The following is a 23,037-nucleotide window of genomic DNA, read 5'->3' as shown; positions in this document are numbered from 1 at the left end:
TCAAGGTCAACAAACCTTAGTCATAACAAAGACGCAAACACAACAAGGGATTCGAATTCCCGCATGAAGGAGTTATGCAAATGAAAACCATGAAAAGCAAGTTAGCAGTGGCGCTAATGGCAGCAGGTCTAAGCTTTAACGCATTGGCAGCAGATATCAAAGTTGGCTATGCAGCTGACCCAGTATCTCTAGACCCGCACGAGCAGCTATCAGGTGGTACGCTGCAAATGTCACACATGGTATTTGACCCTCTAGTTCGTTTCACACAGGACATGGACTTTGAACCTCGCCTAGCGGAAAGCTGGGAGCGTATCAATGATACGACGGTTCGTTTCAAACTTCGCCAAGGCGTTAAGTTCCACTCAGGCAACGACATGACAGCGGATGACGTTGTGTGGACTTTCGAACGTCTACAAAGCTCTCCAGACTTCAAAGCTATCTTTGACCCGTACGAAAAAATCGTGAAAGTGGATGATTACACGGTTGATCTAGTGACTAAAGGGCCTTACCCGCTAGTGCTACAAACAGCAACGTACATCTTCCCAATGGACAGCAAGTTCTACACGGGTAAAACCGAAGATGGTAAAGACAAGTCTGAGCTAGTGAAGCATGGTAACTCATTTGCATCAACACACGTTTCTGGTACTGGTCCGTTTATCGTGACGGCTCGTGAGCAGGGCGTAAAAGTAGAATTCGAACGTTTCAAAGATTACTGGGATAAAGAGTCGAAAGGTAACGTAGACAAACTGACGTTACTTCCGATCAAAGAAGACGCGACTCGTGTTGCAGCACTGCTTTCTGGCGGTGTTGATATGATCCACCCAGTAGCGCCAAACGATCACAAACGTGTGAAAGACGCAAAAGGTATCGATCTAGTAACACTACCTGGTACGCGTATCATCACGTTCCAAATGAACCAAAGCAACAACGAAGCACTGAAAGACGTTCGCGTGCGCCAAGCGATTGTTCACGCAATCAATAACGAAGGCATCGTGAAAAAAATCATGAAAGGCTTCGCAACAGCTGCAGGTCAGCAAAGCCCGGCAGGCTACGTTGGTCATGATGACAAGCTGGTTCCTCGCTACGATCTTAAGAAAGCAAAACAGCTGATGAAAGAAGCGGGTTACGAGAATGGCTTTACGCTAACGATGATTGCACCAAACAACCGCTATGTGAACGATGCGAAAGTGGCACAAGCGGCGGCGGCAATGCTGTCTAAGATCGGCATCAAGGTTGACCTGAAGACTATGCCTAAAGCGCAATACTGGCCTGAGTTCGACAAGTGTGCGGCAGACATGTTGATGATCGGTTGGCACTCAGATACAGAAGATTCAGCAAACTTCAACGAGTTCCTAACCATGACACGTAACGAAGAGACAGGTCGTGGTCAGTACAACTGTGGTCATTACTCTAACCCAGAAATGGACAAAGTGGTTGAAGCGGCAAACGTAGAAACGGATCCAGCTAAACGTGCAGAAATGCTGAAAGGTGTTGAAGCAACGTTGTACAACGACGCTGCATTCGTACCGCTACACTGGCAAAGTGAAGCCTGGGGCGCGAAGTCTAACGTGAAAGCTGCAGACATCGTTAACCCAATGGTAATGCCTTACTTCGGTGACCTAGTGGTTGAATAATCACGGTTAGTCGATGTTGAGGAGGGATGGATGTCCCTCCTCAACTCTACGTACTCGGCTCAGTTTTGTTTCAGTCGGACTGAGTTGTTTTTAGACTGAATTTTCTCTCTGAATAGAGATCTATGGATAGTTAAGGGGCAAGGAATGTTTTCGTTTCTGGTCAAGCGCCTGTTTCAGGCACTGATAGTGATGTTTGTGATCAGTTTGGTGGCGTTTGCCATTCAGGATAACCTGGGTGACCCGCTACGTGAGCTTGTAGGTCAGTCGGTTTCAGAAGCGGAGCGTCAAGCGCTGCGTGACGAACTGGGCCTGAACGATCCCTTTATCACAAAGTACACTCGCTTTGTGAGCAATGCGCTACAAGGTGATTTAGGTACGTCTTACTTCTTCAAGCGACCTGCAGTTGAGGTCATCCTCGATAAGCTGGTGGCTACATTAGAGCTCGTGTTTGGTGCGACGCTCATTATCATTGTTTTCTCTATACCGCTTGGGGTGTATTCAGCGATACATCCGAAGAGTATTTTTACAAAATTCGTTATGGCGATGAGTAGTGTCGGCATCTCGATTCCGGTGTTCTTAACCGCAATCATGTTGATGTACGTCTTCTCCATAGAACTCGGTTGGCTACCTTCCTTTGGACGGGGTGAAACGTCTAATATACTCGGATGGGAGTCTGGCTTCTTTACCATCGATGGTATTAAGCACCTGATCCTGCCGTGTATTGCACTCGCATCTATCATGCTGCCGTTGTTCATCCGTTTGGTGCGTTCAGAAATGCTGGAAGTACTGAGCTCTGAGTACATTAAGTTCGCCAAAGCGAAAGGCTTGAACTTACAAAAGATTTATTACCAACATGCACTTAAAAACACCATGCTACCTGTATTGACGGTCGGTGGTGTGCAAATTGGTACCATGGTGGCATACACCATTCTGACAGAAACCGTGTTCCAATGGCCGGGTACTGGCTTTCTTTTCCTAGAGGCAATCAACCGTGTAGATACACCGTTGATCACTGCCTACGTTATCTTTGTTGGTCTGATCTTCGTGGTAACTAATACCATCGTTGACTTGCTGTACGGCATCATCAACCCAACTGTGAACCTAACTGGAAAAGGAGCTTAATCATGAGCCAATCAAATGTAACACCAGCTCCTGCTGCCGCACCGTCAGCCTGGCAGCGTTTCAAAGAGTCGGACTTCTTGTATTACTTCAAGCGCGACAAAGTTGCGATGGCAAGTTTTACCGTCTTCATGATGTTTTTAGTCTTGGCTGTAGCAGCACCGATTCTAGCTCCAACTGACCCATACGATTTGACGTCTATCGACATCATGGACTCAGAGCTACCTCCATCTTGGATGGAAGATGGCGATGAGCGTTTCGTATTGGGCACTGATGAGCAAGGTCGTGATATTTTGTCGACCATTCTTTACGGCTCTCGTTTATCTTTGACGATCGGCTTCCTCGCGGTTGGTCTTCAGCTTATGCTGGGTATCATCATTGGTTTGTCAGCAGGTTACTTTGGTGGTCGTATTGATAGTTTCTTGATGCGTTTTGCTGACGTTCAGCTGTCGTTCTCGACCATGATGGTTGCGATCATCGTGTCAGCTATCTTTAAAGCCAGCTTTGGCAGTGATTTTTACAGCCAATACGCGGTAGTCATGCTTGTCGTGATTATTGGTGTGGCGGAGTGGCCGCAATATGCACGTACCATTCGTGCTTCAGTACTGGCTGAGAAGAAGAAAGAATACGTAGAAGCGGCACGAGTGATGGGCTTTAAAGCCCCGCGAATCATGTTCCGTCATATTCTTCCGAACTGCCTATCACCAATCTTGGTTATCTCGACGGTACAGGTAGCAAACGCAATCATGTCAGAAGCGGCATTGTCATTCCTTGGTCTAGGTTTGCCTGTAGACCAGCCATCATTGGGTGCACTAATCAGTATTGGTTTTAACTACATCTTCTCTGGTGCGTGGTGGATTACCGCCTTCCCAGGTATCGTGCTAGTGACATTGGTACTGGTGATTAACCTACTGGGTGACTGGTTACGTGACGTGTTCAACCCGAAAATCTACAAGGGTTAATGACGCGATAAAATCGACGTATTATTTGCCTATTTAATAAATTTCTTTCTAAACTGAGAGCCGGATGCAATTCCGGCTCTTTTTTTGCTTATCACTTTTTATGCATGTTTTATTGACGCTCTGTCGCGATAATTTCATCACCTACTGTTTAGAGTGAAGCTATGGAAATGAAAAAGGCACTACATTCCTCCCGTATCGTCCAATCTGGCTTGAGCCTTGGGCTGCTGGTGGCGTGCGCTCAATTTTCGACTCCGGTTTTGGCGAGTGAATTTCTTTGCCAAGCCTCTCAGGCCAGTAATAAAGAATTGCCTGTGCTTGAGCAATCTTGTCCGATCGGTAAAGGGCTATGGGGAAAGAAAGTGCCGCAAGGAGGCAATGATTTCTTCTGGATCCAGTGTGGTCTATTGCCAAAACCGATGTCTTTAGCCAAAGCAAAGCCGATTTACGGCAAAATCACCACCGATGTTTGGATGAAGCCAGAACAAAAAGGCTATCGTTGCCTCATTGGTCCTTATACGGAATTTGCTAAAGCATCTCAGGACTTGCAACGAGTCAAAACCTTGTCGACCTATAAAGAAGCATTTATTCGTGTGGTTGGTAAAGGTGGCACAGTCCCTGCGAAACAGACTAAGCCAATGACCAAGCCGGTGGTAACACCTGTCGTACCAGCTGCTACTCGTGCTAATACGGACGCATTTAAGACAAAAGATGCGCCAAAGCCAAAGTCGCCAGAACCAGTTGCCGCTAAGCCTGCTAAAATGACCAAGCCAGCTCAACCAACTATCAAGAATGACAACGTTGAAGTGCGTTTGAAAACGGTACTGAAGGGCAAGACATTTGTGGTGCCGTATTTAATCGAGAACAACAACCAGTTCTACATGGAACATAGAAAACCATGGAATCGTCTTAGCTACTCGAGCTCAATGAAAGTTTGCCAACAGCTAGGAATGCACTTAGCAACTGCGTCAGAGTTTAAAACATTGCGCGATTCTGGCGTGATGGAGAAGAACAAGTGGCCTTTGCAGTTACCTTACTGGGGTAAAGATAAAAAGGGCTTGTTTGCTGACCGAGAGCCAAATCAGCTAACGGGCACCTCGTTGCTTAACGTGATTTGCGTGAAGTAAAAAATGGATTAAAAAAGCCCCGCAAGAGCGGGGCTTCGTGTTTATGAGCTTCTAGTTATCACTTTTCAAAACTAAAGATAATGCGTTCTGCTTCATCAGTACGCTCTGGAGTGGCTTCGATAGTGTAAAGCCCCGCAGGAATTGCTGCTGAATGATCTAAAGGCATGAAATCGATGTAACAAGAGCCTTCAGCATCTCTATATTGTGGTTGGCTGCTGAAGTAGTTGTCAGCACTGTAGCTGTCACCGTGAACTTGGATACGACCGTAGTCGAGATAGATATCTTTTAGGATTTCACAAGTTTTTGCATTACGACCATAGATTGAAGCTGAAGTGTATGGACTGCCTTGGTAATCAAATTGTTGAACGATGCCAGAAACTTTCAGTTCAGTTACCACAATATCATTTGCGCCTTCTTCAGATGGCATCGCAATGAATGTTTCACGGTCTACCCAATTAGCATCTTCTTGAGATTCGCTAACGTCGTTGTTAAGCGCTTCTTCGACATATTGAGCATTTGTGTGGTAAGAATACAGCTCGGTTGATTTTTCATCGCCTTCTTCATCTGTGAATGACACGAGGAAATGCTCGTCGTCATCAAAAGAGTGTTGTTTGATGACATCCAATGTCATTTTCATACCATCTTCTTGGGAGATAATTTTGCCATCAACGATTGTGTATGGGACACCTTCTGTAAACTCTGACATGTCTGTGTCACAAGTTGATAGGTTGTCGCTATCTCGATCGTTCCAGTACATCGTTTTCGTGTTCGCATCTAGGTAGATTGAATCACACCATCCTTTAGCGAAGTTGGTACCGTTGTGACCAATTTCTACGAAATGTAGGAACTTACCTTCTAGCGGATGTCCTGCAGGAGGAGGTGTTACGTCATCTGCTGGTTGAACGTTTGGCAGTGTGATCGTTACGTATTCAGAAATTACGGCATCGTCAGCATCTGGGTTTACACCTGCCGCAATCACGAATGAACCGTTTTTCGTTGCACTAGTTGGTGTGCCAGAAACCGTCAGTGTGCCGTTGTTATCAACATTGACTTTTAGACCCGGAACGGTTGTTGCGTACTCATCTTCTTCTGTACCAGCGTAGTATTCGATTGCACCTGACGTGTGCTGAGCTTCAAAGACTTCAGTAATATTGAAATCTGCATCAACAGCTTCACCAACTTTTAGTGTTGTTAGCTGTACTGTGATTTCTTGTTGAAGTTCTGCAAGATCACCGCGATCAATTTCAATCGATGCTTCAGGTTGTTTTTCAATGTCATCTAGCTCGAAGACTTTGTAAGTCGTATTGATACCGTCAAATGCAGAGATCGTGATTGTTTGACCTTCAGGGTAAATGCGAGATGGCTTACCTGTGATTTTCAGCTCAGTCTGACCTTGTGTTTCTACAAGTTCAAGTACTAAGCCATCAACAGATGTGTATGCTTCAAATGCAAGCTTTTCGTCGTCAGAGAACAAGTTGTCAATACGGAATTGTTCATTCTGAACTTCAACACCTTGGTATAGCTCAATACTGTCAATCCACTCTTCGATTGTATCAGCGGCTTCTGTGTTGATTGTTGGCGCTGGATTTTCAACGTTTACTTGTAGGTCGAAAGCGGTTGTTACAGCACCAAAGGACTTATCTTGTTCTTGTGAGTTGTAGTCAGTTGCCGTTAGCTTGATTTGGTAAGCAGGACGAACTGGAGTTAGCTCACCTGAAATCGTTAACTTGCCACCATTGATAGCCGTAGTTGTTAGATTTTTGACCACAGAACCATCAAGTGTGATGACGCTTACTGTGATGTCGATGTTTTTGTTATCGTCATCTTCAAAAAGGGCAAGATCGCCAGCAGCAAGAGGCAGTTCTAAATTGATTGAGTGGCTATCAAGAGGCTTCAGTTCTGTATTGATAGCTTTTACAACGCTCTCATTTGCAAATAACTTGCTGTTGATAACGGGTTCGCTAACTACGCCATTGTTGACTTCAATAACTGGTTTGAAGTTTGGATCATCTAGTTTGTCTGCGTTGTTTTTATCATTAACGACGTCAGTTGCTTTATCGGCAATTGCAATAGCGGTTTCTGCAGAGTAGCTGTCTTTTGCTTGTGCTTTAGACTCGGTTAGAATCTGAGCCGTTTTATGTAAAGCGGTATTGTTAGCGGCGATTACATCAGTAAATGCAGTATCACCCTCGATACCTAATGTCTCATTTACTTTGTTTTTCGCTGCTTGGATTTTTTCTGGTGTTGGGTTAGCACCAGCTTGGATTGCAACAAGGTCAGTCAGCGGAGAGATAACTTTCTCACCCGGAAGTGTACGGAATACAACCTCATGAGCCATAGCTTGGGTTGGGTTGTCCATATCAACCGTGTATGTGCCAGCAAAAAGTTGTGGATCGCGAGCAATCAGTTCAGCTTGAACAGTACCACCCGGAATAATGGTTTGAATCGCAAGGTTCTTTTCAGCAGAGTATTGTTTGTCTGTTAGCGTCACCTGACCCTCATCATTGGTTAGACCAATAATTGGGTCGTTGCTATCTAGCTTTCCATTGTTGTTTACATCTTCAAAAACGACTGCTTCTTTGAAGTAGCCATCAAAGCCTGTAATCACTACACCAGAGTTGTTGTTGCTTGAACCACTATCTGAACCACCACAACCGGTTAGCGCGATAGCCACTGACGCTGCTAGTAAATTCACCTTATTCATTGTTTATTTGTCCTTGTTTCGTTTCCGAATGAGAAAGTCGCTTTTTATTGTTTTATTTTCTAATCTCACTAGTGAGATTAGAAAAGCTGCGCATTTTTAATCGGATTTGGAAGCGGCTTCAAGACACGGAAAACCAAAGAAAAACCGTAAAAATTTTTGGAATATTTTTTCTTGGAATTTCTATCAATAAAAATATCAATTAACTTTAAATTTAGGTCTTTATAAACAATGACTTGTGTTGTTTTGGTTTATTTATAGGCTGCTGTATTTTTTGGGTAGTGGTAAATCATGTTTATTTTTAGCTCTTCTACTTTGCTCGCGTACTGAGGAAATGGGCGTAGGATGTAGCTATAAACCTCCCCCTGAATAAACTCATCATTAGCATGATAATCATTGTTGAAGTAGACATAAGCGTATGCGGATGGCTTAGGTGCAGTCGCGCAATCGGTATTATTGGAGTAAGAAATTACCTCGCTAAACATCCCTTCACCTGCAAGGATTGAGGTGTCCCAAAACTGACAGAATTCATGAGCAAATAAGTCGCTATTAGACGTGACTATGTTGAGATCTGAGTCGAAACCGTCGTAATACTCACCACCTTGAGCATGCCTTCGGTCAAAAATATAGTTACCCGCGAGCGCATGGCGATAACCACCGGCAGTCGGAATGAGCAGATCAAATAGGGCGGACTGATACAGCTCTTTTCCAGTATTGACGTTCAAACGCTCTTCCATTGAGCGCTTGTTTTTTTGCATGGTGTAGCTTTCGAAACGATTGTTATCAAAGACGGTAATAAAGTAGTTCTCAGTGTCTTTGTGAACTCGTGACCGGTAGGTTTTCTTCGTAGTCCAGATCTGACGGCTACCTTTGATGTGGATGATCAATGAGTCATCACTGATCTGGTATTCCCCGACTTTATTCAGCTTATGCTCGTCTGGGCAGCGAGTTTTGTTGCTTGAAGCAGCATAAAAAACTTCATCATCAATGAATTTAAATGCTTCACAGTACACTACTTCGTAAGGGTACTTGCGTCCACCGAGCAACGTTGTGGTTTCAAGGCGATATACCACACCATCAATGAGCGGATGTTCTGTATCGTTCTGCTCTGCAGTGACAGCTGGTAGCTCGAAGCGTGTCGTGACCCAAGCGTGATCTTCTGTCCCGTGATGGTCATCACGTGCAGAGACTGCCAAATATGTGGTTTGGTTGAAGTCTTTTGGCGCGCCTTGCAGCATGATTTGCCCTTGGTTGAGAACGCTCAGTCCGTTGGCGTTTTCTAGCCAAATTCGCGTGGTGAGTAAGTCTCCTTCTGGATCTTCGAACAGCTGTTCCAACCCTAATGAGTAGTTGATAGGGTTGTTTTGTGTCAGTTCCCAACTATAGATAATGGTTTGTAATTGCTGCTCAACCGCTAGGTTTATTATCGGCTTGCCGTTCTCTGTTGCATCGTCGTGTGCAGATTCACTGATGTAGGTTATCGTTAGGTTTTGGGAGTAATTGGCCTCCAATGATCCCAAGGCATCTTCAACCTGATCAGGACGGTCTGACAACGTGGATTCAAGCGCTTTTTCAAACGCCAGTTCATTGCTTCTTTCCAATGCAGATGCGGTGAGTGCCTGTTTTACTTCGATAAGGGAAGTGCGTTCTCTGTGAGGCGTATTTCTCTTTTCCTCGTTATTATTCGCTGGTTGTATGTTGGCTGCCGCAGCTGTGGTTTGCTCGTCTGTTAGCCAGTAAAGCGCCATCAAGCAGGTACTCAATGCACCTGCAATCCAGTATTTCTTCTTCATGATTTTACGCGTGTGCCATTCTTGATTGCAGCCAACTGCGGGAGAACTTAAGGTCTTTTTCAATCAAACTGGCGCTGCATTCGAGCAGTTCACAGATCTCTTGGTTTTTCATGCCCATCAGATATTTGAGCTTTAACGCGTTGGATTGGCGCGGGTAGCGCACACTAAAGTTATCGAGTGCTTTATCCATGATGATGAGTTGCTCGAAGCGATCTTCTTCTTCTTTCATCAGCGTGATGTGTTGGCGTTTTTGCGCTTGATGTGAGCGAGCGTTGTCGATCAGGATTTGGCGCATTACTTTGGCTGCCATTAAGAAGAAATCGCGCTTGGTTTCAATCTCACTCATGTCGCAGTTAGACATCTTTAAATACGCGTCATGGATCAGCGCGGTGGTGCTGTTTACGCTGTCCGACAGTACCTTATTGTCGGTTCCGTATTTCTCTGCGTTGCGCTCGCGTTCTTGTTGAGCAATTTTACGCAGTTGTAGGTAAGCGAATTGGTACAACTCACTTTCCGCCTGTTTATCGCCTGCTTGCCACTGTTGGATAATTTGCGTCAGAGTAGATTTAGAAGTCATTGCTATACATCCTCACTTACTTTTACAAACTCAGAGATGGAATAGGTTTCAACGCGATCAGAACCATCGCGATTACGGCTAATGTCTTGTTGGTAACGATACAAAATGCCTTGCTCCCAGCTTTTGCCTGCAGGTAGGTATTCCCACGTGGTGTAGTTGATTTCTGCTGGGGTTGGTGACCAACGCACCATTACGTTCATTTGCGCGAGTTCAGCACTTGGCTGGTCATTGTTGACCCACCACATGTCCAAATACTCGTTGGTGACATCTTGGGTGTATAGACTGGTATCTGTAGGGCAGGCAACGGCATCGACAGGTAAACGCAACACTTGGTTATGACGCATTAGTAGACACGATTGCTTCATTGAGTCTTGTAGGTATTGAGTTTGTTGCCATACACCTTGGTAGGTAATTTCGCTATCGACAGAGTCAGGATAGGTAAACCACAACATCTCAGTACGGTTGTGGTGCTTAACGTGCTCGTTTGGTCCCAACCCCTGTACTTTTTCCATTAATAGCTGGGTGCTCGGATCGAAGTTGAGTGCAACCGATCGATATTTCCAATCGCCTTCATCGTCATAATCTTCTAACGAGAAGCCATTAAGGTCGCTACGGGTACAGCCTGAATCGACGCATCCGACCAAGCTTTCCCATTCAGAGAACTTTTCAATCGGTTCGACAATTTCTTCGGTTACGCTCTGGTTAAGTGCTAGGAAACAGCCTTGGAAGTAGTCGCCAACACTTGGATGTTGAATCAGGCTCTCTTTAGTGATGGTGAAGTTAATCTCGCCAATTGGTGGGCGGTAACGCGGGTGGTGTTGATAGCGAATATCGAATGCACAGGCGCGACCCTGCCAATCCTTTTTCTTGATGATGATGTTCTTAAATCGCACGTCACGAGGCTCAAAAATGATCTCATTTGAGGCGAAGTTCTTTTCGATGTAGCGTTGGCTTTCATTTAGATGTTCAACCGCTTCTTGCACCGAAACCCAATCCAAATTGAGTTGGTGTTTGGCGTCGTCTAGGAAATTGAGGTCGAGACGCTTGAGCTGTGCTTGGAAGGTTGGATCGGATAATACCTTGTTGATTAGCACGATTTCTTGACGGTTTTCCGGAGTGCTGTCGAGAGAGAGCAACAAGCGGGTCATATTGATGCTGCGACTGGGTTTTGTGGTCGCCATGGTCGGTGTGAGCACTTCTTGGCTCGACATTGTGGTGAGCAAGTAGCCGTTATCATCATTGCCGAGGAAGAAGCTGATGACATCGCCAGGACGATACTGAAATGCGCCTTTTTTTGTGTGACCAGACAGGTTGGAACTGGTTTTGTAATACAGACCAGTTACCGGTGAATCGATGAAGAAACCTTGTTTTATGGTAGGCGCTGTCGCTTCTGCCGACGGAGTCGTAGAAGTAGAGTTCGCCCATGCTGGTGCTATCGCTAACGCAGACAACCAGATCGCAATGGAACGTGTGTACATTTTAATTTTTAAGCCTTTCTTATGTTTAGCCTTACTGTTGAGTGCGGTCCTTTGGTGCACAATTTGGCTGACAACTTATTGATTTAGTGAGGTGCTTCTCTGGCACCGGTGTCATCATCGCCAACAGCATTTTCTGTTTTATGTGTTTGGGGATATCTGGGTTAGACAGAATCCGCCTGCGTGTCAGTTCCATCATGGCACTGACGGACATATGCTCGACGTTTTGCCCTTTGGCATGAAAGACAAGGCGCGTCACTTCGTACATGATGTCTTCTGCAATCTTCTTCTCTTGTTGCAGTTGTATGTTCTTTTGAATCAGAGTGTTACCAAACAGCAAACCAGATAACACTAAGATTGCGGACAACAGCGACGGCAGCGGTCGGCGTTGTACTAAACGAAGCGTACTGTACAGTGGCCAGTGCTTCTTTTGCTCTATTGGGCGTCGTTCTAAAATACATTCAATATCTTGGCGCAGTGTCCGAACATTGAGGTAGCGCTGCTTTGCTTTCGCTCGCGTTGCGCGTCTCACCACCCAATAAATATCTGACCATATTGGCTGATCAGGAAACATCAGCGCCAGAATCTTACCCAGTGAATACACATCACTTTGCTCAGTCAAAAACGCTCCGGCTTGCTGTTCTGGGCTGGCGTATTTTTCACTGAAGGCAATTAATGCCGGAGACGAATCATCACTGTTTGATTGCACCTTTTGTGTCAGGTTGAAATCGAGCAGTTTTGGTCGTTTATTGCGATCAATTAGGATGTTTTCTGGTTTGAGATCCGCATGCAGGACTTGATGCTGGTGGGCGTGTTCCATTGCCTGACAAATCTGCTTAAACAGCAACAACTTGTCATCGTCTTCCATTGGCGTGAGCAACAAATACGAGTCTAAGGTCTGACCAAAAACGCGTTCCATCACGATGTAAACCGAATCATCGTGCAAGCCGCCATCAAACACTTTGGCAATGTAAGGATGGTTCAAACGAGCCAGAAGCTGAGCTTCATCAAACAGCGCGCGTTTGCCTAATACATTACTGAGATTGGTTTGGATGAACTTGATCGCAAGGTCTTGTTCGAACGTCTCGTCAGCGCGCAGTGCCGCATATACGACCCCCATGCCTCCACGCCCTAACTCGTGGGTGAGTCGGTACTTGCTAACCTCTTCGCCCGTTAGGTCGACCTCTTGTTTGGTTGCCAAATTCGCACCGAAGCCGAGCAACTGTGTCAGTTGTTCTTCTTCGTTTTCATTTGCTAAAAGAGGGGCAACTTGGAGGTAAAGCTCAGGTTGACTCTGCTGCAATTCGTTGAGGTATTGCTGCTTTTGAGAGTCGTCCAGATCAAGCAGGTGATAGTAAATCTGGGTTTCGCTGGAGCCTAACTGCACGGTGCTTTATATCTTATTGTTTTAGGTACGCTATCTTATAAGAAACTCAATATTAATGTCATTTATTTATTCGGCTTTGAGTCACAATGTTTAGTTTGCATCTTGATGGTTATTTGAGCACTAAGGTTATGATTTTATTAATGATGTAGTGGATGTTTTTTACCAAGCTTGTCGACGAGGAGTCTATTCGTCATAATGTTACTAGTAACATTACTGATAAATTAGATATTTATGGCTCAGCAGAATAAGAAAGCACGAACGACATTGCAGGATGTCGCAGACAAAGTTGGCGTAACAAAAATGACCGTCTCGCGTTACATGCGCAATCCAGACTCAGTGGCAGAAAAAACGCGAGTGAAAATTGCCGCTGTAATTGAAGAGATGGGCTACATCGAAAACCGTGCTCCGGCGATGCTGTCGAAGTCTTCCAGTAAAGCGATTGGTATTTTGTTGCCTTCACTGTCCAACCAAATTTTTGCGTCTTTTGTTCAGGGCATTGAAACCGTCACTAAAGCTAATGGCTATGAAACACTGCTTGCGCACTTTAGTTATGACGAGCTGGAAGAAGAACGCAAAATCGCGTCGCTGCTTTCTTACCAAGTTGACGGCTTAATCCTAACCGAAAGTCACCATACTCAACGCACTTTGCAGATGATCAAGAACGCAGGTGTGCCCGTGGTCGAAACCATGGAACTGCCAGAGCAGCCGATAGATATGGCGGTTGGTATGGATCACGAAGACGCTTCTTACAGCGTCGTAAAGCGCATGTTGGAATCGGGCAAGCGTACCATCGTTTACTTCGGTGCTCGTTTGGATACGCGTACTAAATTGCGTATGCAGGGCTACGATCGTGCAATGATAGAAGCAGGGTTGGAGCCAAAACACGTGCTAACGGGCGATCACTCAAGCTTCTCGCTGGCACATGATTTATTAGAGCGTGCACTGGCAACCTACCCAGAACTTGATGGTGTATTTTGTACCAACGATGACATCGCGATTGGTACCTTATTAAGTGCTCAGCAACGCGGCATCAAAGTGCCAGATCAACTTGCGGTGGTGGGCTACAACGCATTAGACATCGGGCAAACCATCAGCCCTAAATTGACCAGTGTGGATACACCGCGTTTCGAGATTGGTGAGAAAAGTGCCGAGCTACTGATTGCGCGCCTCAAGGGTGAAGAGCAAGCCGAGACGGTCGTGAACATGGGCTATCAAATTACGGCGGGCGAGAGCGTCTAACTCGCTCTGACTCACGTTTATTTTTCATCATTCGTTTCTGATAAGGACACGGGCATGCCACATCAACTTGATGCGTTAGATCTTAATTTAATGCGCTTACTTAAAGCCGTGGTAGAAAATCGCAGCATCAAGTTGGCGGCGATGCAGCTTGGCATTTCGCAACCCAGTGCCAGCCGTGGTGTGATGAAACTTAAAGATGTGTTTGATGATCCGCTGTTTGTGCGTAAAGCCCACGGGGTAGAGCCATCCCCAATGGCGATTCGCTTAGCGGCGGAGTTCGATAACATGCTGTCGCCGCTAGAAAAAGTAGTGCAGGAGTTTTCGGACTTTGACCCACTCGAATACCAAGGTCAGATTGCGATAGTGACTGACCCTTACTTGATGGACGAACAAGGTCAGCGTTTATTGCGCGGTTGCCATCAGGCGTTTCCTCAAGCCTCGTTTGCTTTCTCAAGTTGGAACATTTATTCCCAAGATGAGATGTTAGAGGGCGAACACGACTACTGTATTCTCGACCAAGAAACTGAGTTGTCGAAAGACATCTACATGCGCCCGTTATTTGTTGAAAAGCGTGTGATTTTGGCGCGTAAAGACCACCCGACGTTGTCGCAAATCAGCAATGACTGGGATACGGTGTCGGAATTGCCACTGGTCTCTTTGCCTGCGCCAGCATCCTACAACCCGCTGTGTACGGTGGAGTCAGAATATCGCCGAATGGGTTACGAGCCGGTCGTACTACTTAAATCCTACAACTTGCGTGTCGCTTGCCAAATGCTGCTTGAGACCGATGCCATCATGTATGCCAGCCAAAGTACTGCACATTTGATGCACGAGCTTGCCTCTTATCCAATGCCGATGGTCAACCGAGAGTTCAGCCAATTTGTTGTTTCTGGGGGTTATTTACAGACCTACCGTAACCACCCATTGCACCGCCATTTGCACCAAGTGGTGCAGCAAACCCTCAATACGCCATTAACGTGATCGAATAGGCAAACTGTCCTTTAAGATATTCAAAAATGAATATCTCAATTACCTGTCTGTTTTAATGAAGAAGGGCTAATCTGACTACAAATAGTCAGGAGAAGCGGCTCTTTTTATCTTATCAATTCTTTGAATGTCTGATTCTTAAAGGACATTCACCATTCTCCGTTATGCAGTTTTTTAATTTCTGGGGAGGATGAATCATGCTCATTGCACGTCTATTTTTATTGCTCGCCATCGTTGCCGAAGTTGCCGGTACCAGTACGATGTCGTTTATTGGTGAAAGTAATGCGTGGGAAGGCTATCTGGTGATGTACGTTCTGATCGCCATTTCCTATTACTTCTTGTCGAAAGCGGCAAAGAAAATCTCTATCGGTGTCGCGTACGCAACATGGGAAGGTTTGGGTATCGCCTTGATTACCCTGGTTTCTATCGTTTTGTTTGACGCCAACTTAAGCACGCAGCAGTTGCTTGGTTTGGCGCTGGCAGTCGTCGGTATCGTGTGTGTGACGCTCGGCGAATCACACGGTCAGCCTCAACAGAAAGATGAGTTGCCAAGCTCATCGAATGCGAGGTGTTAATCATGAGCCAATTTTTCACTGTTTCATTTGGATTTGTTGTCATGGCGGCGTTGGTCGACATCATGGCGAACATGGCGCTGACTCGCTCTAAAGGATTTAAGCACAGAGGGTGGGGCATCACGGCGATTGTATTGGTGATGGCAGCGTTTACTTTGCTTGCTCAAGCTGTAAAAGAGATCGACCTTGCGATCGCATACGCCTCTTGGGGTGCGATTGGTATCTTAGGTACCGCGATTGGTGGCGCTTTGCTGTTCAAACAAAAGCTTAAGCCGATTGGCTGGTTTGGTATCTTCGTGGTGATTGCAGCGGTTGTGGTGATGAAGACGGCTTGATGTTCTTTGCCTGAATCCTAGATATCGTAACTCTGAACGGCGAGGGACGAGCATGATTCAGAATCTACGAACAAAAAGTGCTGTGGCAGAGGTATTTCCTCTCGCTTCACAGCACTTTGATATTAGATTCCTGATCTCGCTTAGGCTCGTCGGAATGACGGGGTCTTTCTTCCCGTCCTAAACAATAAAGCTTGCGCCTTCTTCTGCGCTCGAAACGCTCTGACGAATCACGCTAAAGAAACCACGACCCCAAGTCTGTTGTTTCGCTTCAGTATCCATCTCTAACAAGTCACGACCCGTAACGTCGCTTAGGTTATTCAGCTCGCCAGTTTGGCAATCAACGCGGATGATGTCGCCATTGCGCACCAAGCCAATCGCGCCGCCACGAATTGCTTCTGGAGATACGTGGATTGCCGATGGAATCTTACCGGATGCACCCGATAGTCGACCGTCCGTTACTAGCGCGACTTTAAAGCCCGCTTTCTGCACGTTGCCGAGGATTGGCATCAGTTTATGTAGCTCTGGCATGCCGTTCGCTGCAGGACCGTTGTGCGTTACGACCACGATGCAATCTTGGTTTAGATCACCGCGTTTGTACGCCGCTTCCACTTCGTGTTGGCATTGGAATACGAGCGCAGGCGCTTCGATGATGCGCTGATCTTCTTTCACCGCAGACACTTTCACCACTGCTTTACCCAAGTTACCGTTAAGTACGCGAGTACCACCAGTGTTTTGGAAAGCTTGTGTTGGCGCAGCAATCACTTCGCCGTCTTGGCTGCCACCACATGGTGTCCAAGTCAGTTTGCCATCGACTAATGTAGGTAGTGTCATTTGGTCTTCGAACTCGCCGAATACCGGTTTCACGTCACGATGAAGCAAGCCCGACTCGTCCAAACGATGCAATAGCGCAGGTACGCCGCCCGCTTCTTGGAATGCGTTCATGTCAGCTGGACCATTCGGGTAAACACGCGCCAATAGTGGCACCACTTCAGATAGGTCGCTGATGTCTTGCCATGTCAGAATCAAACCCGCTGCACGCGCCACTGCCAACATGTGAATAGTGTGGTTGGTACTGCCGCCCGATGCCAACAGCGCAATAATGCCGTTGATCAGGCTCTTTTCGGTGACCACTTCAGACAATGGACGGAAATTGGCTGAACCTGCATTCATTGCCGCAATTTTCAGAGCTGCGTGATCGGTTAGCGCCTTACGTAGCTCAGTATGTGGGTGGATGAATGCTGAACCTGGCAGCATCAAACCCATAGCTTCAAACACAAGTTGGTTAGTGTTTGCGGTGCCGTAGAAGGTACACGTACCTGCTGAGTGGTAAGCACGACACTCCATATCAAGCAGTGCGTCTTTACCTACTTCGCCCGCCGCGTATTTTTGGCGAACGTCGACTTTCTCTTCATTGCTGATGCCCGTTGCCATCAAACCTGCTGGCACAAATGCCGTTGGTAGGTGTGCGTAAGACAGCGCGCCCATTAATTGTCCCGGTGCGATCTTGTCGCAGATGCCCAGCAGCAAGGTCGCATCGAATACGTTGTGGCTCAGGGATAGTGCTGTCGATTGAGCAATTAAGTCACGAGAAAACAGTGACATGTCCATGCCCGCTTGACCTTGAGTCACGCCATCACACATTGCCGGAACACAGCCAGCAACTTGCGCAGTGTGACCGTAACCAGACAGCACTTGTTTGATTTGATCTGGGTAGTGTTGGTAAGGCTGGTGGGCACTCAGCATATCGTTGTAAGCACTGATCAGCGCTACATTCGAATGCGTGAAATCCAGAATGCTTTTCTTTTCTGAAGAGCAAGATGCTGCAACAGCGTGAGCCAAGTTACCGCAAGATAGACCGACACGACCTTTACCCGCTTCGGCTTGGACTTCAGTGCGAGCAAGAAACGCCGCACGCGCCTCTTGGCTGCGCTCAACTAAGCGTTGAGTAACGTCTAAAATTACTTGATGAGTCATGCCATTGCCTCGTCTTGCACTAGGATTAACTCAGCGGCATTCGACACAACGTCTTCGATGGTTGCATCAATGCTGACGAAAATGGTGCGAGGCTCATCTTCTGGGCGCTCTAGGGCTTCGAACTGGCTGTTGACCATGTTCTCTTTCATGAAGTGACCTTGGCGAGCACGCATACGCTCAAGGATCAGTTCTTTACTTCCGTCTAGGAAAAGGAAGGTCACGTTCTCGTTGCCTTCGCGGATTTGGTCACGATAAATCTTTTTTAGTGCCGAACAGACAATAATGCCGTGCTCGTTTTTGCTTTCTAAGCTATAAGCAGCGTCGCGGATACGTTCTAGCCAAGGTTTGCGGTCGTCGTCGTTCAGAGGTTGACCTGATGCCATCTTCTGAATGTTTGCTCGTGGGTGAAGATCATCACCATCAATGAATTTACGTCCCAGCTTTTTCGCCAAGTGCTCACCAATTGTGGTTTTGCCACTCGCACAAACGCCCATAACGACGACACTACTACCAGCCATAACTTATCCTCATAACAAATTTGCGCGTGATCTCAATTTTTGAATTCACTTTAAAATATGGGTTTATCTTATTCATGTTATCGGTAACATGTTACCGGTAACTCAAATAAATGTGAACCACAACACAAACAATAATTTTTAAAGGTGAACCCATGGAACAGCTAACCCAAGCTCCAGACCCTACGTTCCTATTAACGATTGCAGTCCTCGCGATTGCGGCGTTACTTGTATTGATTATTAAGCTAAAAGTGCACGCTTTCGCTTCCCTAACTATGGTGAGTTTAGGTACTGCGATTGCGACTGGCGTTTCTTCTGACCAAGTTGTCCCAACCATGATGAGTGGTTTCGGTGGTACGCTGGCTTCAGTAGCATTGCTGGTTGGTCTTGGCGCAATGATCGGTAAGATTTTGGAAGTAACTGGCGGTGCGCAAGTGCTGGCAGATACTTTGATTGGTCGCTTCGGTAAAGAGCGCGCACCATTTGCATTGGGTGTGGCTTCACTACTGTTCGGTTTCCCAATCTTCTTTGACGCTGGTCTCGTGGTGATGATGCCAATCATCCTAAGTGTGGCAGCGCGCTTTGGTGGTTCGCCAATCAAATACGCACTACCAGCAGCGGGTGCGTTTGCCGTAATGCACGGCTTTGTTCCTCCGCACCCAGGTCCAGTTGCAGCAGCAGAATTCCTAGGCGCAAACATTGGTCTACTGCTTGTTGTTGGTATCCTAGTGGCTATCCCAACTTGGTACCTAGGCGCTTACCTATTTGGTCTGTACGCGGGCAAGAAATTCGATATCCCACTATCAAAAGCGTTCTTCAACGGTGAAACACAAGTTGATGAATCTAAGCTGCCAAAATTTGGCACAGTAATGACCATCCTAGTGCTGCCTGTACTGCTAATCTGTTTAGACACAGTACTGAACACGCTAGCGGTTGCGGGTGTGATTGATGGCAAAACAGCTCTGGTTGAGTTCCTACGTATGCTAGGTAAAACGCCAGTAGCCCTTCTGATTACTCTGCTTGTGTCTCTTGCGGTATTCGCGAAAGACTACGGCATGGCAAAACTTGAGAAGCTGTGTGGCGACTCATTGGCGCCAATCTGTGGCGTTATCCTAGTAACAGGTGCGGGCGGCATGTTTGGTGGCGTACTGCGTGCAAGTGGTATCGGTGATGCACTAGCAGACGTTCTGACTGACACAGGTATGCCAGTGATCGTAGCAGCGTTTGTTATCTCTACCTGTCTGCGTGTTGCTCAAGGCTCAGCAACCGTAGCACTAACGACAACAGCAGCACTTATCGCACCAGTAGTGGCAGCATCAACTGGTTTGAGCGAGCTAGACCTATGCTTTATCGTTATCGCGATTGCAGGTGGTGCAACAGTGCTTTCTCACTTCAACGACTCTGGTTTCTGGCTAGTATCTCGTCTACTAGAGATGGATGAGAAAACAACGCTAAAAACTTGGACGGTAATGGAAACTTTACTTGGTGGTATCGCATTTATTATCGTAGCAACATTAAGCTTTATTCTTTAGAGGTTACCCATGACAACACTTGAACAACGATTAAGAGAAATCAAAATCGTCCCAGTTATCGCAATCAACGATGTAGCACACGCTCTGCCACTGGCAAAAGTGTTGGTAGAAAACGGTTTACCATGTGCGGAAGTAACATTCCGCACTGAAGCGGCGGCTGAGTCGATCCGCATCATGCGTGAGGCGTACCCAGAACTGCTGATTGGTGCTGGTACAGTACTGACAACAGAGCAAGTGGACATCGCGATTGAAGCGGGCGTGGACTTTATCGTGAGCCCAGGTTTCAACCCAACGACAGTGAAATACTGTCAGCAACGCAACGTGACAATCGTACCGGGTGTGAACAACCCAAGCTTGGTTGAGCAAGCGATGGAAATGGGTCTACGTACCCTGAAGTTCTTCCCTGCTGAGCCATCAGGCGGCGTAAACATGCTTAAAGCACTAACGGCGGTTTACCCAGTGGAATTCATGCCGACAGGTGGTGTAAGCCCATCTAACGTGGAAGATTACCTAGCGCTGAAATCGGTTGTAGCGTGTGGTGGTACTTGGATGGTGCCAACCGCTATGATGGACAACGGCGATTGGGAAGGTATTGCTGAATTGGTTCGCGCAGTTAAGTAAAACGCGCAAACGGCTCCGAAATACCCCCGAACGTTGTAAAACGTGAATAGAAAAAGGGTCATCAAGTAATTGATGACCCTTTTTGTTTATCTGCTTAAATCGCAAAGTGATTAACGCATCGTCACGAACTCTTCAGAGCCTGTTGGGTGGATAGCCACAACAGAGTCGAAGTCTGCTTTGGTTGCGCCCATCTTCATTGCTACACCGAAGCCTTGAATCATTTCATCAACGGTGAAGCCGATGCCGTGAAGACCAACAACTGTTTCTTCTTCGCCAGCACATACTAGCTTCATCTTACATGGTTGACGGTGCTTAGTAACCGCTGTGTACATCGCAGTAAAGCCAGATGTGTAGACTTTGATGTTGTCTTTGCCGTACTTCTCTTCTGCTTCTTGAGTCGTTAGACCGATTGTACCGATTGGTGGGTGGCTGAATACCACAGTTGGTACCAAATCGTAGTCCATCTTCGCGTTTGGTTTGTTGTTAAACAGACGCTCAGAAAGTTGACGACCCGCTTTCACAGCCACTGGTGTTAGCTCGATACCGCCTTCCATGATGTCACCTACACAGTAGATGCCTTTCACGTTCGTTTCTTGGTATTCGTCTACCTTGATGTAGCCACGATCGTTCGTTGCAACGCCAGTTGATGCTAGGTTGATAGCATCAGTTGCTGGGTGACGACCGATTGCCCAGATTAGGGTATCAACGTTTTGGCTCTCACCGTTTTCTAGGTGCAGAGTTAGGCTGCCGTCTGCTTCTTTTACCACTTCTTTTGGCACAGAGTGGGTGTGCAGTGTTGGACCTTCTGCGTCCATTACTTCTACTAGCGTTTCGATGATCATTGGATCGAAGCTACGTAGTGGTGATTCTTTACGAACGAATAGGTGCGTTTCTGTGCCAAGCGCATGTAGAACACCAGCGATTTCAACCGCGATGTAACCTGCACCGATCACTGCAACGCGTTTTGGTTGCTCAGCAAGCTCGAAGAAGCCGTTTGAATCGATGCCGTATTCTGCACCTGGGATGTTTGGAATTGTTGGACGACCACCCACTGCGATCAGGATGTGATCCGCTGTGTAGTGTTCACCGTTTACTTCAACTGTTTTCTCGTCAACAAACTTAGCAAAGCCTTTGATAACGTTTACTTTGTTGTTACCAAGAACACGATCGTAAGATTGGTGAATACGACCAATGTAAGCCTGACGACTCTCAACCAGTTTGCTCCAGTCGAAACCTTTTACATCTACATCGAAGCCGTAGTCTTCTGCGTACAGGTTCATTGCTTCTGCAACTTGCGCGCCGTGCCACATCACTTTCTTTGGCACACAACCAACGTTTACACAGGTACCGCCAAGGTCTTGAGCTTCGATAAGCGCTACTTTAGCACCGTACATTGCCGCACGGTTTGCTGATGCGATACCGCCGCTGCCGCCGCCGATACAGATATAATCAAAATGAGTCGCCATTACTTTCTCCAAGAGCTTATTAATTTTGTCTGACAATAATTACATTGGGGTGGTGGGGGATGAACTCAACAGCCCAACGGAATTGTTGTTAATTCCATGTCCCTATCATAAATCGAGTCTAGCAATTTCCTAAATGGGAAAAAGTGACATTGCTTATGACAAATAGCGATGAAAGGATAGCAAAGCGGAATAAGGCGCTATTCCGCTTGGTGTTTTTCATGCTCAGGGGAGGGGAAAACCATTAACCGCAGCAGCTTGATGTGCCACAGTCTGACTGGGCTTGCGCATCTTTACCATCCGCTAGGTAAGTGTTGGTTAGGTAGAAATCGCTAAACAGCTGCACGAAGTCTTCCGATACTGTCTTCTCTACCAATCCTGATTCTAGGATGTGCTTTTGCCACGCCTGCATTTTTGGCAGACCACAGAAGAAGTCGTAACCAGAGTGCGCTTTGACGATGGCAGCGCGATGCAGAAGCGGCAACCAAGCCATGTCCACATTGCTTAGTTCATCGGATTTAAAGAACTTGGTTTCACCAGACAGTTGGTTTTCTGCTTTTTGGAACGCTTTGATCAGCTTCTCTGCTCGTTCTTCAAAGGTTGCTTGGTCTTTGCTGCTCATAGTGCCGCATTGTGCCAAGTAATGTTTAGAGCCTAGGTAGCTCCATGCTCGGTCTAGTGCGCGTTGTTCGTTTGTCACGCCTTGCTCTAACGGACCGTATTCGTCTTCGATGTATTCGATGATGGCATCAGACTCAAACAGTGCCGTGCCAGATTCTGTCACCATCACAGGCACTTGACCGTTTGGTGAGATATCTAGGAACCATTGTGGCTTATCTTTTAGGTTGATGTATTCAATCTCGTAAGGGATCTGTTTTGCTTCTAGTGCCGCAGTTACGCGCTGAACAAATGGGCAAATTTTAAAACTGATAACTTTAAGCATGGTCATTTCTCTCTATGTTTTAGCTTGTTTACATCCCTAAGACGCAGGCAAAAAAGAAAAGACGAAGCGCAGGCGAAAATTTTT

The 23,037-nt window shown here is 46.5% G+C and carries 19 protein-coding genes; 10 read left to right on the top strand and 9 right to left on the bottom strand.

From position 1 onward, the window contains the following. The first annotated feature begins 80 nt into the window (after window positions 1–80). From AACR11_RS20725 to AACR11_RS20710, 4 genes are all read left to right on the top strand, one after another. Entirely contained in the window at window positions 81–1,634 is a 1,554-nt protein-coding gene (locus AACR11_RS20725) for an ABC transporter substrate-binding protein (protein ID WP_005446344.1), read from the top strand. A 144-nt stretch (window positions 1,635–1,778) separates the two neighbouring features. Beyond that, window positions 1,779–2,756 carry an ABC transporter permease gene (locus AACR11_RS20720; RefSeq protein ID WP_005446342.1) on the top strand — a complete coding sequence of 326 codons (978 nt, stop codon included), beginning with the start codon at window positions 1,779–1,781 and terminating at the stop codon, window positions 2,754–2,756. Between the two features lie 2 nt (window positions 2,757–2,758). Beyond that, a complete protein-coding gene (locus AACR11_RS20715) occupies window positions 2,759–3,715 on the top strand; it encodes an ABC transporter permease (RefSeq protein WP_005446340.1) in 957 nt (318 codons plus the stop codon). A gap of 161 nt (window positions 3,716–3,876) precedes the next feature. Continuing rightward, the gene (locus AACR11_RS20710; RefSeq protein ID WP_079325110.1) at window positions 3,877–4,839 is read left to right on the top strand and encodes an SPOR domain-containing protein; all 963 of its coding nucleotides are present in this window, start codon (window positions 3,877–3,879) and stop codon (window positions 4,837–4,839) included. 58 nt (window positions 4,840–4,897) lie between these two features. Here the strand turns inward: AACR11_RS20710 and AACR11_RS20705 are convergent, their stop codons facing one another. The 5 genes from AACR11_RS20705 to AACR11_RS20685 all read right to left on the bottom strand — a co-directional run bounded on the left by AACR11_RS20705 (window position 4,898) and on the right by AACR11_RS20685 (window position 12,772). Further along, window positions 4,898–7,543, bottom strand: a complete 2,646-nt coding sequence (locus tag AACR11_RS20705; protein WP_029789276.1) for a hypothetical protein — start codon at window positions 7,541–7,543, stop codon at window positions 4,898–4,900. Window positions 7,544–7,791: 248 nt separating this feature from the next. Continuing rightward, the gene (locus AACR11_RS20700) at window positions 7,792–9,333 is read right to left on the bottom strand and encodes a hypothetical protein (protein ID WP_029789277.1); all 1,542 of its coding nucleotides are present in this window, start codon (window positions 9,331–9,333) and stop codon (window positions 7,792–7,794) included. A 4-nt stretch (window positions 9,334–9,337) separates the two neighbouring features. Beyond that, window positions 9,338–9,910 carry a sigma-70 family RNA polymerase sigma factor gene (locus tag AACR11_RS20695; protein ID WP_005446332.1) on the bottom strand — a complete coding sequence of 191 codons (573 nt, stop codon included), beginning with the start codon at window positions 9,908–9,910 and terminating at the stop codon, window positions 9,338–9,340. Window positions 9,911–9,912: 2 nt separating this feature from the next. Further along, a complete protein-coding gene (locus AACR11_RS20690; protein ID WP_029789278.1) occupies window positions 9,913–11,388 on the bottom strand; it encodes a hypothetical protein in 1,476 nt (491 codons plus the stop codon). Window positions 11,389–11,419: 31 nt separating this feature from the next. After that, window positions 11,420–12,772, bottom strand: coding sequence for a serine/threonine-protein kinase (locus AACR11_RS20685; protein WP_029789279.1), 1,353 nt, complete (start codon window positions 12,770–12,772; stop codon window positions 11,420–11,422). Window positions 12,773–13,003: 231 nt separating this feature from the next. On the opposite strand from AACR11_RS20685, the gene AACR11_RS20680 reads away from it, so the two are divergent. The 4 genes from AACR11_RS20680 (at window position 13,004) to AACR11_RS20665 (ending at window position 15,905) form a co-directional block, all read left to right on the top strand. Beyond that, window positions 13,004–14,011, top strand: a complete 1,008-nt coding sequence (locus AACR11_RS20680; RefSeq protein WP_029789280.1) for a LacI family DNA-binding transcriptional regulator — start codon at window positions 13,004–13,006, stop codon at window positions 14,009–14,011. Window positions 14,012–14,065: 54 nt separating this feature from the next. Further along, window positions 14,066–14,992, top strand: a complete 927-nt coding sequence (locus tag AACR11_RS20675) for a LysR family transcriptional regulator (protein ID WP_009699062.1) — start codon at window positions 14,066–14,068, stop codon at window positions 14,990–14,992. Between the two features lie 203 nt (window positions 14,993–15,195). After that, the gene (locus tag AACR11_RS20670) at window positions 15,196–15,573 is read left to right on the top strand and encodes an SMR family transporter (protein WP_005430013.1); all 378 of its coding nucleotides are present in this window, start codon (window positions 15,196–15,198) and stop codon (window positions 15,571–15,573) included. A 2-nt stretch (window positions 15,574–15,575) separates the two neighbouring features. Beyond that, window positions 15,576–15,905 carry an SMR family transporter gene (locus AACR11_RS20665; RefSeq protein WP_005434604.1) on the top strand — a complete coding sequence of 110 codons (330 nt, stop codon included), beginning with the start codon at window positions 15,576–15,578 and terminating at the stop codon, window positions 15,903–15,905. 177 nt (window positions 15,906–16,082) lie between these two features. On the opposite strand, the gene edd is transcribed toward AACR11_RS20665, so the two are convergent. Together edd and AACR11_RS20655 are read right to left on the bottom strand one after the other, a co-directional pair. Continuing rightward, the gene (edd, locus tag AACR11_RS20660; protein ID WP_029789282.1) at window positions 16,083–17,879 is read right to left on the bottom strand and encodes a phosphogluconate dehydratase; all 1,797 of its coding nucleotides are present in this window, start codon (window positions 17,877–17,879) and stop codon (window positions 16,083–16,085) included. Continuing rightward, on the bottom strand, window positions 17,876–18,397 hold the full coding sequence (locus AACR11_RS20655) for a gluconokinase (RefSeq protein WP_005449047.1): 522 nt from the start codon (window positions 18,395–18,397) through the stop codon (window positions 17,876–17,878). Before AACR11_RS20655 ends, edd begins: the two co-directional genes overlap by 4 nt. A 152-nt stretch (window positions 18,398–18,549) precedes the next feature. Between AACR11_RS20655 and AACR11_RS20650 the strand changes: the two genes are divergently transcribed. Both AACR11_RS20650 and AACR11_RS20645 read left to right on the top strand, forming a co-directional pair. Continuing rightward, complete coding sequence (locus AACR11_RS20650; RefSeq protein ID WP_005434597.1) at window positions 18,550–19,926, top strand: GntP family permease; 1,377 nt, start codon at window positions 18,550–18,552, stop codon at window positions 19,924–19,926. A gap of 9 nt (window positions 19,927–19,935) precedes the next feature. Further along, the gene (locus tag AACR11_RS20645) at window positions 19,936–20,547 is read left to right on the top strand and encodes a bifunctional 4-hydroxy-2-oxoglutarate aldolase/2-dehydro-3-deoxy-phosphogluconate aldolase (protein WP_005430025.1); all 612 of its coding nucleotides are present in this window, start codon (window positions 19,936–19,938) and stop codon (window positions 20,545–20,547) included. A gap of 110 nt (window positions 20,548–20,657) precedes the next feature. On the opposite strand, the gene gorA is transcribed toward AACR11_RS20645, so the two are convergent. Together gorA and AACR11_RS20635 are read right to left on the bottom strand one after the other, a co-directional pair. Further along, window positions 20,658–22,013 (bottom strand): glutathione-disulfide reductase, encoded by a 1,356-nt coding sequence (gene gorA / locus AACR11_RS20640; protein WP_005429991.1) that lies wholly within the window; start codon window positions 22,011–22,013, stop codon window positions 20,658–20,660. Window positions 22,014–22,254: 241 nt separating this feature from the next. Next, the gene (locus AACR11_RS20635; protein WP_029789284.1) at window positions 22,255–22,959 is read right to left on the bottom strand and encodes a glutathione S-transferase family protein; all 705 of its coding nucleotides are present in this window, start codon (window positions 22,957–22,959) and stop codon (window positions 22,255–22,257) included. Window positions 22,960–23,037: the final 78 nt, after the last annotated feature.

The sequence above is a fragment of the Vibrio sp. L85 genome (genome assembly GCF_963871815.1).
GTDB lineage: Bacteria > Pseudomonadota > Gammaproteobacteria > Enterobacterales > Vibrionaceae > Vibrio > Vibrio harveyi.
This window is presented reverse-complemented; position numbering and strand designations above follow the sequence as displayed.

Excerpts from the sequence above, each read along its gene's own strand:
- AACR11_RS20725 (WP_005446344.1), top strand. The coding sequence starts at position 81 with ATGAAAACCATGAAAAGCAAGTTAGCAGTGGCGCTAATGGCAGCAGGT.
- AACR11_RS20720 (WP_005446342.1), top strand. The coding sequence starts at position 1,779 with ATGTTTTCGTTTCTGGTCAAGCGCCTGTTTCAGGCACTGATAGTGATG.
- AACR11_RS20715 (WP_005446340.1), top strand. The coding sequence starts at position 2,759 with ATGAGCCAATCAAATGTAACACCAGCTCCTGCTGCCGCACCGTCAGCC.
- AACR11_RS20710 (WP_079325110.1), top strand. The coding sequence starts at position 3,877 with ATGGAAATGAAAAAGGCACTACATTCCTCCCGTATCGTCCAATCTGGC.
- AACR11_RS20705 (WP_029789276.1), bottom strand. The coding sequence starts at position 7,543 with ATGAATAAGGTGAATTTACTAGCAGCGTCAGTGGCTATCGCGCTAACC.
- AACR11_RS20700 (WP_029789277.1), bottom strand. The coding sequence starts at position 9,333 with ATGAAGAAGAAATACTGGATTGCAGGTGCATTGAGTACCTGCTTGATG.
- AACR11_RS20695 (WP_005446332.1), bottom strand. The coding sequence starts at position 9,910 with ATGACTTCTAAATCTACTCTGACGCAAATTATCCAACAGTGGCAAGCA.
- AACR11_RS20690 (WP_029789278.1), bottom strand. The coding sequence starts at position 11,388 with ATGTACACACGTTCCATTGCGATCTGGTTGTCTGCGTTAGCGATAGCA.
- AACR11_RS20680 (WP_029789280.1), top strand. The coding sequence starts at position 13,004 with ATGGCTCAGCAGAATAAGAAAGCACGAACGACATTGCAGGATGTCGCA.
- AACR11_RS20675 (WP_009699062.1), top strand. The coding sequence starts at position 14,066 with ATGCCACATCAACTTGATGCGTTAGATCTTAATTTAATGCGCTTACTT.
- AACR11_RS20670 (WP_005430013.1), top strand. The coding sequence starts at position 15,196 with ATGCTCATTGCACGTCTATTTTTATTGCTCGCCATCGTTGCCGAAGTT.
- AACR11_RS20665 (WP_005434604.1), top strand. The coding sequence starts at position 15,576 with ATGAGCCAATTTTTCACTGTTTCATTTGGATTTGTTGTCATGGCGGCG.
- edd (WP_029789282.1), bottom strand. The coding sequence starts at position 17,879 with ATGACTCATCAAGTAATTTTAGACGTTACTCAACGCTTAGTTGAGCGC.
- AACR11_RS20655 (WP_005449047.1), bottom strand. The coding sequence starts at position 18,397 with ATGGCTGGTAGTAGTGTCGTCGTTATGGGCGTTTGTGCGAGTGGCAAA.
- AACR11_RS20650 (WP_005434597.1), top strand. The coding sequence starts at position 18,550 with ATGGAACAGCTAACCCAAGCTCCAGACCCTACGTTCCTATTAACGATT.
- AACR11_RS20645 (WP_005430025.1), top strand. The coding sequence starts at position 19,936 with ATGACAACACTTGAACAACGATTAAGAGAAATCAAAATCGTCCCAGTT.
- gorA (WP_005429991.1), bottom strand. The coding sequence starts at position 22,013 with ATGGCGACTCATTTTGATTATATCTGTATCGGCGGCGGCAGCGGCGGT.
- AACR11_RS20635 (WP_029789284.1), bottom strand. The coding sequence starts at position 22,959 with ATGACCATGCTTAAAGTTATCAGTTTTAAAATTTGCCCATTTGTTCAG.